The 12,077-nt window shown below is 69.1% G+C and carries 10 protein-coding genes, 1 other RNA gene and 1 pseudogene; 5 read left to right on the forward strand and 7 right to left on the reverse strand.

The window, feature by feature from the left end; genetic code table 11:
• Positions 1-389: 389 nt before the first annotated feature.
• The 4 genes and pseudogenes from nagA to HNR07_RS35620 all read left to right on the forward strand — a co-directional run.
• A complete protein-coding gene (gene nagA / locus HNR07_RS18335) occupies positions 390-1,547 on the forward strand; it encodes an N-acetylglucosamine-6-phosphate deacetylase (protein ID WP_184366041.1) in 1,158 nt (385 codons plus the stop codon).
• A gap of 102 nt (positions 1,548-1,649) precedes the next feature.
• Positions 1,650-1,958 carry a hypothetical protein gene (locus HNR07_RS18340; RefSeq protein WP_017584599.1) on the forward strand — a complete coding sequence of 103 codons (309 nt, stop codon included), beginning with the start codon at positions 1,650-1,652 and terminating at the stop codon, positions 1,956-1,958.
• A 104-nt stretch (positions 1,959-2,062) separates the two neighbouring features.
• The gene (locus HNR07_RS18345; protein ID WP_184366042.1) at positions 2,063-2,575 is read left to right on the forward strand and encodes an SRPBCC family protein; all 513 of its coding nucleotides are present in this window, start codon (positions 2,063-2,065) and stop codon (positions 2,573-2,575) included.
• A gap of 181 nt (positions 2,576-2,756) precedes the next feature.
• Positions 2,757-2,873: pseudogene (locus tag HNR07_RS35620) on the forward strand (aldo/keto reductase); the annotation flags it as partial.
• Here the strand turns inward: HNR07_RS35620 and HNR07_RS18355 are convergent.
• Positions 2,824-4,089 carry an MFS transporter gene (locus tag HNR07_RS18355; RefSeq protein ID WP_312893874.1) on the reverse strand — a complete coding sequence of 422 codons (1,266 nt, stop codon included), beginning with the start codon at positions 4,087-4,089 and terminating at the stop codon, positions 2,824-2,826. The pseudogene HNR07_RS35620 and the gene HNR07_RS18355 sit on opposite strands and share 50 nt — an antisense overlap.
• A gap of 77 nt (positions 4,090-4,166) precedes the next feature.
• Between HNR07_RS18355 and HNR07_RS18360 the strand changes: the two genes are divergently transcribed.
• The gene (locus HNR07_RS18360) at positions 4,167-5,153 is read left to right on the forward strand and encodes an ArsR/SmtB family transcription factor (protein ID WP_312893875.1); all 987 of its coding nucleotides are present in this window, start codon (positions 4,167-4,169) and stop codon (positions 5,151-5,153) included.
• Positions 5,154-5,320: 167 nt separating this feature from the next.
• Here the strand turns inward: HNR07_RS18360 and ssrA are convergent.
• The 6 genes from ssrA to prfB form a co-directional block, all read right to left on the reverse strand.
• Positions 5,321-5,692, reverse strand: a transfer-messenger RNA (tmRNA) gene (gene ssrA / locus HNR07_RS18365).
• 403 nt (positions 5,693-6,095) lie between these two features.
• Entirely contained in the window at positions 6,096-8,105 is a 2,010-nt protein-coding gene (locus HNR07_RS18370; protein ID WP_184366043.1) for a penicillin-binding transpeptidase domain-containing protein, read from the reverse strand.
• A gap of 63 nt (positions 8,106-8,168) precedes the next feature.
• The gene (gene smpB, locus HNR07_RS18375; RefSeq protein WP_184366044.1) at positions 8,169-8,633 is read right to left on the reverse strand and encodes an SsrA-binding protein SmpB; all 465 of its coding nucleotides are present in this window, start codon (positions 8,631-8,633) and stop codon (positions 8,169-8,171) included.
• 82 nt (positions 8,634-8,715) lie between these two features.
• Positions 8,716-9,627 carry a permease-like cell division protein FtsX gene (ftsX, locus tag HNR07_RS18380; protein ID WP_221318868.1) on the reverse strand — a complete coding sequence of 304 codons (912 nt, stop codon included), beginning with the start codon at positions 9,625-9,627 and terminating at the stop codon, positions 8,716-8,718.
• Between the two features lie 125 nt (positions 9,628-9,752).
• Entirely contained in the window at positions 9,753-10,442 is a 690-nt protein-coding gene (gene ftsE / locus HNR07_RS18385) for a cell division ATP-binding protein FtsE (protein WP_017583283.1), read from the reverse strand.
• A gap of 389 nt (positions 10,443-10,831) precedes the next feature.
• Complete coding sequence (gene prfB / locus HNR07_RS18390) at positions 10,832-11,950, reverse strand: peptide chain release factor 2 (RefSeq protein ID WP_184366045.1); 1,119 nt, start codon at positions 11,948-11,950, stop codon at positions 10,832-10,834.
• Between the last annotated feature and the right edge of the window lie 127 nt (positions 11,951-12,077).

Raw genomic sequence — 12,077 nt, forward strand, 5'->3', positions numbered from 1 at the left:
CGGGTCAGAACCGTGGCGCGGGGCTCGTGGGCCCCGCAAGGCGCTAGCTACAACAGAGCGCGCTCGCCTGCTGTCTCAGATCGACATGCAGGCGCTGGACAAGCAGCTCACCGGCGGACATGTCTCCATCATGATGCGACCCGGCCGCTATCGTCAATGCGTGCCGCCACCCCTCCTCGGGGGGTGTCGGGCTCCGCGGGTGCCGGTCCACCTCGCGGACACGCGTCCCAGGGAGCGGGATCACCCTGCCTCCCCTGGGAATACGTGGCCTGACGGGGGTGCGCACGACCCCCGCCGAACCACCCGGCCACGCGAATGTAATTTACGACACACAACGCCCGACACCCCGCCCGACGGCGGCACCTCCAGACACAGGGAGACCCCCAGACATGGCCCACACACCCCTCACCCTGACCGGCGCGCGCGTCGTGACGGCCGACGGAACCCACGAAGGCTGGGTCCGGGTCGAGCACGGCAGGGTGGCCGAGCTCGGCACCAGCGAACCCGGAGGCCCCGGCCCGGGCGACCGGCACGACGTCGGCGGACGCCTGGTCGCACCGGGGCTGGTCGACACCCATATCCACGGCGCGGCGGGGCACGCCTTCCCCGAGGCCGACCCGGAGGGCGTGCGCGAGATCGTCGCCTTCAACCGCCGGGCCGGGGTGACCTCCCTGGTCGGCGGGTTGGTCGCGGCCACCCCCGAGAGCACGCTGCGGCAGGTCTCGGCACTGGCCGAGCTGTGCGACGCGGGCGAGCTGGCCGGGATCTACCTGGAGGGCCCCTTCATCGCACGCTCCAAGTGCGGGGCGCACGACCCGGACCTGCTGCGCGACCCGGACACCTCCGAGTTCGACGCCTGGCTCAAGGCGGGGCGCGGGCACGTCCGGATGATCACGGTGGCCCCGGAACTGCCCGGCGCCCTGGACCTGATCGGCGCGGCACGCTCCTGCGGGGTGGTCGCGGCGGTCGGGCACACGGAGGCCAGTTACGAGCAGACCCTCGCCGCGATCGACGCGGGGGCGACCGTGGCCACGCATATCTACAACGCGATGCGGCCGCTGAACCACCGCGACCCGGGGCCGATCGCGGCGGTACTCGGCGACGAGCGGGTGACGGTGGAGCTGATCCTGGACAACGTGCACGTCCACCCGGGGGCCGCGCGCCTGGTCTTCGACGCGGCCGGGCCCGGACGGGTATCGCTGGTGACCGACGCGATGTCGGCGACCGGTCTGGGCGATGGCGAGTACACCCTGGGCGATCTCCGGGTCCGGGTCCGGGGCGGCGAGGCACGCCTCGTGGAGAACGGGGCGATCGCCTCCAGCACGATCGTGCTCCCCCAGGCCGTGCGCAACGCGGTCGCCGTGGGCGTGCCGGTGGACCGGGCGGTGCGCTCGGCCTCCTCCGTCCCGGCGGCGGCGCTCGGGCTCTCCGGCGCGGGGCGGATCGAGGTCGGGGGCCACGCCGACCTCATCGTTCTGGAGGAGGACCTCTCGGTCTCCGAGGTGATGTACCGAGGCGACTGGATTTCGGGCAGTTCGGTGTCCTAACGGCGTGTCGTGAGCACGGTACGGATTAGTAACTTGACCCTGAGCGACAATTACGGACAGGGCGTCGAGGAAAGCACCGTGCCTGACACGAAAGGATCCGCCATGGCTCAGTCGAGACAGGCCAACGACCAGCAGCCGACCCGCGTGCCCTCCGAGGAGCGTGAGCACCTCGGCAAGCTCGCCAGCGAACTGTCCCGCTACGAAGTCCAGTCGGAGGTGATGGACGACCCCGCCCTGTGCCTGCGGGTGCGCAACCCGTCCTCCACCTACGCGGTCGAGGACGTGATCTGCGAGCGGCGCGAACACGACTTCGCGTTCATCGCCTCGTTCGGTGTCCACCTGGGCAACAGCGGGAGCGTGTCGCTCACCGCCCACAAGGTCGCGTGGCTGGTGGGAGCAACCAAGGAGTAGGAAGCCGGACAACGGGGGCGGCGCCGGCGGGCACCGCCCCCGTCGGGCGCATCGCCCGGGTCTTGGTACCTTCACCAAAAGCCGCCGGACGAACAGGACCCCTCGTGCTCAACTTCCGCTACGAGCTCCACCCCGTTGACCAGACCTTCTTCGAGACCGCACCCATGCGCTGGAGAGTGGGCCTGGAACTGGCGGCCTCCCCCGACGAGGTCTGGGCGGGCCTGACCGCGCCCCGCCCGCTGTCCTGGTGCCGTGCGCTCTCCGACGTGCACTACACCTCCGAGGCCCCCTACGGCACGGACACCACCCGCGAGGCCACCGTGCTCGGCACGTACCGGATGCACGAGAGGTTCTTCCACTGGGACGAGACCGAACGCCGCAAGTCCTTCTACGCCGACGCGGCCACCCTCCCCGTCTTCAGCTCCTTCGCCGAGGACTACCACGTGCTCCCCTTCGACGGCGGCAGCAAGCTCGTGTGGTCCTTCGCCTTCGCCCCCTGGAAGGGCCTGGACAGCGCCATGCAGCTGGGCACACCGCTCACGGAGACCCTGCTCGCCTCCCTCGTCAAGGACACCCGAAACCACTTCGGTCCGCTGACCGAAGTCCACCGACCCTGAACCCGGCCCCTCCACGCCGGGCGCCCGGCGGTTGGGCTCGGTCGCGGTCTACCGAGGGTGGTCCGACAACACCCCTGCCCGGACCACCCTGACCGCACACACTTCGGCGGAGGCAGAGCACCTGGAGTACGTCGAGCTGGGCCGGACGGGCCTGGACGTCTCGCGCGTCACCCTCGGCTGCATGAGCTGCGCAGGCCCCGGGAGGGGACGCCACGACTGGACTCTCGACGAGGAGGCCAGCAGGCCGTTCATCCGCCAGGCCCTCGACGCGGACGTCGACTTCTTCGACACCGCCAATACCCACTCGGACGGCCACAGCGAGGAGATCGTCGGCCGTGCGCTGGCCGAGTGCGCCGCCCGAACACCGCCACCGCGACCAGTCCGCCCATCCCCGCCAGAGCCACCGCCAGGTGCGGGGGCACGAACTCCGCCACCGCCCCGGCCAGGGCGAACCCCGCGCCCTGGGTGATCATCAGTCCCGCCGAAGCCACCGAGAACACCCGCCCGCGCATTTCCTCCGGGGTCGCCTCCAACAGAAGCGCGTCCAGGGCCAGCGTGTAGCCGTACCCGAGCGCGCCCACCACCAGCGCGCCCACCGCCAGCACCGGCCCCGGGTTCAGCAGGAACAGCAGGGACGGAACGAAGGTGGCGCAGGCCAGCGGCAGCATCCAGCGCCGCCGCTGCTCGGCGGTGAGCAAAGCACCCGCCAGCAGCTCACCCGCCACCGTGCCCACCGGCCCGGCGGTCAGCAGCATCGCGACCAGCATCGGACCACCGCCCATCCCCGCCGCCAGCGGGGCGGCCAGGGCCTCGGACCACACGAAAAGCGACGCCGGAACCCAGGTGAGCAGGAAGACCGCCCGCAGCCGGGGAAGCCGGAAGGCCTCGCGTACCCCGCCCCATGAGGAACCGACCAGCCCGCCCGCGACCTCCCGGCCCGGCCGTGCCCGCGTCCCCATCCCCACCAACAGCCCCGAGACGGCCATCAGCGCCGCGGCGACCAGCAGTGCCGCGGCCGGTGAGGCGGCCAGCATCAGCACCCCGCCGAAGGAGAACCCGGCGATCTGCGCGGTCTGCGCGGCCATCCGCAGCAGCGAACGCCCCAACGGGAACCCGTCCCGGTCCAGCACGGCCGCGATTGCGGCCGACCTCGCCCCCGAGTAGACGGGCGCGACCGTACCGCTCACCACCAGCAGCGCCAGCATCACCCACGCCGGCGTACCCGGCACCGCCATGCACGCCATCACCGCACCGCTGACCAGCTGCGCGATCACCATCACCCGGCGCGCGGGGAAACGATCGGCGACCGACGACAACAACGAGGCCCCGACCAGCTGCGGCAGGAACCCCAGGGCGAAGGCCAGCGCGGACAGCAACGGCGAACCGGTGCGCTCGAAGATCAGCACGGACAGGGTGATCTGAACCGCGACCAGTGCCAGAACCGACAGGATCTCCGCGAGGAAGAGGACACGGAACTCGGGCACGGACAGCACCCGGCGAAAAGAGGAGGACACGGGCCCACCCTGGGCCCGCGACACACCCGCCTCAACGGATTCGGCTATCTTCGAATCCAGCTGGGAGGTGAACGCACGTGCCAGGCCAGGTCGTCTTCGAGCACGAGGACCTGATGCGCTGCCGGTTCGCCGTCTCCCCGCTCTGGGAGACCCTCGCCGCCGTCCACACCCTGTTCGAACCGCACCGGCAGGGCTTCCATCTGCCCTGGCTCCGCACCGCCCGGCTCCCCGAGCAGGTCGATCTCACCCCGATCCGGCTGCTCCTCCCCCGCCCGGGCTACGTACCGGACTTCCTCACTCCCCCGCCGGACTCCCCGCTGACCAGCTTCGAGGACGGAATCGCACGCCTGCGGGCCACCCCGCCCGACCGCGTGGACCACGAACTACGCCTGAGCCTGCTCGCCCCGCACCGCCGCCTCCCGCCAGCGACGACGGAACAGCTCCTCAGCGACCCCGCCGCCACCCGAGACACCATGGCGGACCTGCTCACCAGCTGCTGGAACGAGCTGGTCCGACCGCACTGGCCGCGCCTGCGGTCCCTCTTGGACGCCGACATCGCCCTGCGTTCCCGCGTGCTCGCCCTCGAAGGCCTGGAAGCACTCATGACGGGTCTGGACGACCGCCTGCGCTGGGAGGGCGAGACCCTGAACATGGCCGGCCCCTCCGCCCCCGAAAGACTCCACCTGGGCCACCGGGGCCTGGTCCTGATGCCGAGCGCCTTCATCTGGCCGGAGCTGATCCTCATCAGCGAGGAACCCTGGCAGCCCACCCTCGTCTACCCCGCCCGAGGCGTGGGCGACCTGTGGACGCCCTCGGGCAGCCCGCCCGAAGCCCTCGCGAAGGTGATGGGCCGCACCCGCGCCCTCATCCTGACCCGCCTCACCGCACCGGAGACCACCCGCAGCCTGGCCACCCGCCTCGACCTCGCCCAGGCCACCGTCTCCACCAACCTGATCGCGCTGAGGGACGCGGGCCTCCTGGAGTCCTGGCGCGTCGGCCGCGAGGTCTTCTACGCCCGCTCACCACTGGGGAGCGCACTGGTCGCGGAGCTCCCCCAGCTCTGAGCGGAACACCCAAGCGTGTCCTGGAAACGATGCCTTCTTCAGCGGGCCCGCACCACAGGGGGTTGAGCTCCTTGTCTTGCTCACCTCGGATGATCTTGGGAGCCCTCAGAAAACAAGAACGGACCGCCGCGCGGGGGACTTTCGTCCCCCGCGCGGCGGTCCGTTACTCGTGGAGGTGGCGGGAATCGAACCCGCGTCCTTCAGCACCGAGCCAGGGCTTCTCCGGGTGCAGTCTGTAGTGTCGTTCTACTCGGCCCCAGCGCTTGTACAGACACATCGCTGACGGGCCCAGCCACGAAAATTTCCCACTCAGGCCCCGTGGCCTGATCTGAGCGGTGAGTCATCTCAATGGTGCCGGGTCCCGAGCCGATGACGAGCCCGGACCGACAGAGTCACAATCGCTTAGGCAGCGAGAGCGAACTCAGTGCGCTTGGAATTGGCACTTGAATTTACGCGAATGCAGGATTAACGAGGTCACAAACGCAACCCTCGACCCGCTTCCCCTGGAACGACTACCGAAGTCGAAACCGATCACCCCCTGTGAAATTGTCAAGACCACCTGTCACCCGAGGGTGATCCAACAGCTCTTGGTGGTCGACATGCGAGTGAGCGAGCACCCGCGCGCCTCTCACTCTACCTGTTGAACAGTGTGGGCACCAAGCTCATTCCCGGGGCAGGCAAAAACCCTGGCGGTCAGGCTCCGGACAGGGAGAAACCCCCGTGAGGCGGACGCAAGAGAGGTCTACGCGACTCACGGGGGCGGTCGGCCAGGGTCGGGGCCGACCTTGGGAACCGACAGGGCCTCCCCCGAGATGAGGTCCTGTCTCAGTACTGGTCCGCTACCCCCTGTGGCGGCCCCAGTTATTGAAGAAGACGCCGCCGGGGCACCCGTAGGTTGCTCCGGCGGCGTCTTTTTCAGCCGTGTCTTTTCGGCAGTTCGGGTCAGTTCCCCGTCAGGTCCGCTTCCGGGTTCGTCTCACCCGCGTCACCCTCGACCGGAGCGTTCGGCTCACCCTCGACCGGAACGTCCATCGGCAGCTCCGGGACCTCCTCGCCCAGAAGGCCCTCGCCCTCAGCGACCCCATGGGCCAGACCGTTGAGGAAACTGGCCGCCGCGTTGACCGCGTACTGCTGCCACAGGCTCGTCTCGGGGTCGACCTCGGCGAGCACCGCGAAGGCGACGTCGCCCTGGTAGCCCACGAACCAGTGCAGGGCGGTGTCGCCCTGCTCCGCACGGGCGGCCTGGCCGAAGACCTGCTCCTCGCCGACGTTCACCTCGGGGATGCGCAGGCTCACCGCGTCGCGCAGCCCTTCCCGGACCACCTCCAGGTGGGCCTCGTCGAGCTCGTTGGTACCGGCCGGAGCAGGCCCCTCTTCCCGAACCAGGGTGGGTCCGTGCCAGGAGCCGTCGGCGACAGCCCCCGCGGCCAGCGCCATGGAGAGCGGGCTCACCTGGACACCGTGGTCGCCCACCATCGCGGCGGCCAGCTCGGCTTCGTCGGCATCGGCGATGTCAACCGCACCCGAGGAGACCGGCAGCGGAAGCTGCCATTCGGCACCCACGCCCAACTGGGTCGCGGCCTCGGTGATCGCCCCGGCACCCACCTCCGACGCGACGTCCACGAAGCCGACCGTGCACAGGTAGGCCATGTTCCGCACCAGCGTGGGATTCTCCACGACGGAGCCCCCACTGGGGTTGGTGAATGTCCGGTCACCGATCTCGGACTGCCAGCCGCAGGGCATCTCGCTGTCCGCGGTGACCGCGCCGCTGTCCAGGGCGGCCAGAGCCGACACCATGGTGAACGCGCCACCCGGGGCGTAGGAACCGGTGAAGGCCCCGTCGTCGGTCACGCTGCCAGAAGCGTTGGCCGCGGCCAGGACCTCCCCGCTCGAGGTGTCGACCGCGACGATGTACCCATCACCGGGGACCGCCTCCAGGGCGCTCTCGGCCGCGTTCTGAACAGCCAGGTCCAGGGTGGTCTCGATGCCGCCGCTGCGCACGCCCTCCCAGGACTCCAGGACGTCGGTCTGCTCGCCGTCCTCACCCAGGCTCACCACCTGTGTGGTGGCCGTACCGGCGAGCTCCTGCTGGAAGATGTTCTGCAGACCGCTCAGACCCACCGTGTCACCGGCCTGGTAGGGGCCGGCCACCCGCGACGAGACCCGGTGCTCCGCGGTGCCCGCGACCTCGCCGAGCAGGAAGGGGGCGACCCGCGGCGAGAGGTTGACCTCGATCTCCTGCGTGTCGACGCCGGCGATGTTGCCGGCCTCACGCAGGAGGGAGTTGTCGGCGTCGCGCATGAGCACGAGCGGCTGGAACTGCTCGGGCGGGGCGGAGCGCACCCGGTTGAGCAGCGGGTCGGGGTCCTCGTCGAGGAGCTCGGCGAGCTCGGTGACGCCCGCTTCCTTGTCCTCCATGTCGGCGGGCAGCACCCCGAAGGCGGTGACGCTGTCCGCGGTGACCAGGGGCTCACCCGACCGGTCGAGGATCTGGCCGCGTTCCTCGATCTCGTAGCTGACGGCGAGGCGCTCGCCCTCGCCCAGCTCAGGGTGGATGACGCTCGGCGACCAGTCGATCTGCCAGCCCGCGGCACCATTGGTCAGGGACATCCGGCCGGTGTAGTTCCACATCGGGTCGCCGATGCCCAGGTCAGCGTTGACGCCGAACTCGGCGTTCGCGGTACCGCTCTCCGTGGCGATCTGCCCGAGGTCGAACCGGATGGAGGCGAGGTCGAGCTGGTCGTGTACGTCGGCCAGCGCCCGCTCCACCTCCGCCGGGTCACCGGTGGTGTGGCGGGCGGCCTCGGCGTAGTTCCCGTCCTGCCAGGCGAGCAGGAAGGACCTGACAGCCACCTCCGGGCTGGGGTGGGTCGTACACGCCGCGAGACTCAGGGCGACGATCAGGCCACTGCTGACGGCCGCGATCCTGCGGCCGAGGGGACGGGGGGACACCTTATGTGTTCCTTTCAGGCGCCCCGGCCGTGTCACCCGGTGGGGACGACGACCGAGGAGTGCTCAACGACGGCGGCGAAGCGCGCGTTCCATGTCACGCTTGGCCTCGCGTTCGGCGATGGCATGGCGCTTGTCGTACTCACGCTTACCGCGAGCCAGAGCGATCTCGACCTTGGCTCGGCCGTCACTGAAGTACAGGGACAGCGGAACCAGCGTGCGCCCGGGCTCTCGGGTCTTGCCGATCAGCCGGGAGATCTGCTCGCGGTGCAGGAGTAGCTTACGTGATCTGCGGGCCGAGTGGTTGGTCCAGGTGCCCTGTGAGTACTCCGGGATGTGCACGCCTTCGAGCCACACCTCACCGTCGTGGATGTGCGCGAAGCCGTCCACGAGCGAGGCGCGCCCCTCTCTGAGGGACTTCACCTCGGTACCGGTCAGGACCATACCGGCCTCGTAGGTCTCGTCGAGGTGGTATTCGTGCCGGGCCCGGCGGTTCTGGGCGATCAGCTTCCGCCCGGTTTCCTTGGCCACGGTTGTATCCCTTCATACGTCCGGGGGGCCACGCGTGTGGCCCCCCGGTACCCGGCGCCCGCCCGTGTCCGGCGGTGACCCGTCAGACCTTCAGGTAGCGGCGCAGGGTGAGGAACGAGGTCACGGTGCACAGGAGCACACCGAGGATCATCGATACGCCGATGACGTACAGCAGTGCGCCAGTGCCCAGTGCCACGTCGAACTGGAACCAGTCCTCGATCTGGGTGAGCAGCGTGAACCTGGTGGCCACGATGAACCCGGACGCGATCACACCACCGACCAGACCGGCGATGGCGCCCTCCAGGAGGAAGGGCAGCTGGATGTAGAAGTTCGACGCGCCGACCAGGCGCATGATGCCGGTCTCCCGGCGGCGGCTGTAGGCCGACAGCCGGATGGTGTTGCCGATCAGCAGCGCGGCGGCGGCCAGCTGGACGCCGGCGACCACCAGGGCTGCCCACTTGAGCCCGTCGAGCAGTCCGAAGAACTGTTCGAGGACGCGCTGGTCGTTGGAGACGGAGTCGACGCCGGACGCACCGTCGACAGCCGCGCGCACGGTGTCGTAGTGGTCGGGGTTGGTGAGCTGCACCCGGTAGTTCTCCGGGATGTCACCCTCCTGCGCGGCCTCGGCGAGCGCCTCGTTCGAGGAGCCGATGCGCTCCTGGAAGTCGGCCCAGGCCTCGGCGGCGGTCAGGTAGCGGTAGTCCTCGACCTCGGACAGCGAGTCCAACTGCGCTTCGAGGGCGTTGCGGTCTTCCTCTGTCGCTGCGCCGTTCTCCTGGCAGGCCGCGGTCGGCGAGATCTCGTTGCACATGTAGATGGTCAGCGTGATCCGCTGGTCCCAGTAGTTGCGCATCTCGGAGACCTGCTGGTTGACCAGCAGACCGGCACCGAACAAGGCGAGGGAGATGGCCACCGTCGTGATGACGGCGATGGTCATCGTCAGGTTGCGACGTAGACCGATCCACGTCTCGGAGAGAACGAATTGTGCTCGCATGATCTGTTAAAGGTCCATCCTTCGGGGCTTCGCCGTGCCGGTGGTCTCGCGATCGCCCGTTGTCTCGCGGCCGTCCGATTGTCTCGCGGTCGCCGACCGACCGCCCGGCGACGACGTGCCAGAGGTCAGTACGCCTGGCCGTAGACGCCGCGCGTCTGGTCGCGCACTACCAAGCCCTCTTCAAGCTCGATCACGCGCTTGCGCATGGAGTCGACGATGGCGGCGTCGTGGGTCGCCATGACGACGGTGGTGCCCGTGCGGTTGATTCGGTCCAGCACCTTCATGATGCCGATGGAGGTAGCCGGGTCGATGTTTCCGGTGGGCTCGTCGGCCAGCAGGATCTGCGGGCGGTTGACGAAGGCGCGGGCGATGGCCACGCGCTGCTGCTCACCACCGGAGAGCTCTCCGGGCATACGACCGGCCTTGCCTTCGAGGCCGACGAGCTCGACGACCTCGGGCACGACCTTGCGGATGAACCGTCGGGGCTTGCCGATGACCTCCAGCGCGAAGGCGACGTTCTCGAAGACGTTCTTGTTCGGCAGCAGACGGAAGTCCTGGAAGACGCATCCGATGCGGCGGCGCAGGTGCGGAACCTTCCAGTTCGAGAGCTTGGCGAGGTCCTTGCCCGCGACGTGCACGTGCCCGGAGTTGGGCTTCTCCTCCTTCAGCACCAGCCGGAGGAAGGTCGACTTGCCCGAGCCGGACGGGCCGACCAGGAAGACGAACTCGCCCTTGTCCACGTCGATGGAAACACCGTCGAGCGCGGGGCGCTTCTGAGTCGGGTACAGCTTGGTGACGTTATCGAAGTGGATCACAGGCGCATCACAAGGCTCTCGAAGGTATGGGCACCCGGCGGATCGAGCTCCGCACGGGATCGTACCGGCCGCATGGCCACCGACAGTTTAGAGGGGACAGGAGCCCGGATTGTCCAGGTCCCGTCGCACCCGCGAGATCTGTGGAGATCAGAGCACTATCGGACAACAGCCACGAGCATATCGGAGGTGTCAACCGATGATAACGTTCACATATAGTAGTTTCGGTAAAACTGCGGAGACGTGGGCGTCACCATTGGGATACGAGGGCGCCTCAGCGCGAGTTCGCTCACCCTGGGTCCCCCACCCGCGACCGGGCGTGTCCCCGCCCGCGCGGGCGGGGACAGCACACGACGGCGACGGGGACACAAGCGCGGGGAGAACTGCGCAGGTCAGCTCTGCTCGTTCTTCTCCCGGCTGCGCATCCACCGGATCTCGGCGTCGATGAAGGCGTCGATCTCGCCGTCCAGGACACCCGAGGTGTTACCGGTCTCGGCGCCGGTCCGCACGTCCTTGACGCTCTGGTAGGGGTGCAGCACGTAGTTGCGCATCTGGGTGCCCCAGCTGCTCACCGAGTCGCCGCGGATCTCGTCCAGGGCGGCCTGCTCCTCCAGCCGCTTGCGGGCCAGGAGCTTGGCCTGGAGCATCGTCATCGCGGTCGCCTTGTTCTGCAGCTGCGAACGCTCGTTCTGGCAGGAGACCACGATGCCGGTGGGCAGGTGGGTGATGCGCACCGCGGAGTCCGTGGTGTTGACGCCCTGACCGCCGGGGCCGCTGGAGCGGTACACGTCCACCCTCAGCTCGGTCTCGTCGATGTCGACGTGGTCGCTCTGCTCCACCATCGGGACGACGTCCACGCCCGCGAACGAGGTCTGGCGCCGGTTCTGGTTGTCGAAGGGCGAGATGCGCACCAGCCGGTGGGTGCCGTGCTCGCCCCTCAGGGTGCCGTAGGCGAAGGGCGACTTGACGGCGAACGAGGTGGACTTGATGCCCGCCTCCTCCGCGTAGGAGGTCTCGTAGACCTCCGTGGGATATCCGTGCCGTTCCGCCCAGCGCAGGTACATGCGCTGGAGCATCTGCGCCCAGTCGGCGGCGTCGACGCCGCCCGCCTGGGAGTTGATGGTGACAATGGCTTCGCTCTCGTCGTGCGGCCCGTTGAGGAGCGTGCGCACCTCCAGCTCACCGATCTCCTTGCGGAGCTGCTCGAGCTCACGGTCGGCCTCGGTCCTGGTGTCGGCGTCGTCCTCGGCCTCGGCGAGCTCGAAGAGCACACCGAGGTCGTCGAGGCGCTGCTCGATGCCGTTGACCTTGTTGACCATGGACTCCAGGCTGGAGAGCTTGCGTGTCACCTTCTGCGCGTTGCCCTGGTCGGCCCACAGCTCGGGGTCCGCGGACTGCTCACGCAGTTCGGCGATCTGGGTCTGCATCGCCTCCAGGTCCAACACGGCGGTCACACTCGCCAGGGTCGCCGCGAGTTCCTTGATCTTCTCTGCTGGGTCCAGTTCTGCCACGGAACCCAGTGTAGGACCCAGTGAAGGGGCAAACCCCACCCGCGGCCGCCGCGGCGCCGCCGAACCGGCACCCGGCAGCTCCCCGCACCACGCTCCGCGACTGCCCCGGGCAGGCCCGGAGGGGCGC

The organism is Nocardiopsis metallicus (genome assembly GCF_014201115.1).
GTDB lineage: Bacteria > Actinomycetota > Actinomycetes > Streptosporangiales > Streptosporangiaceae > Nocardiopsis > Nocardiopsis metallicus.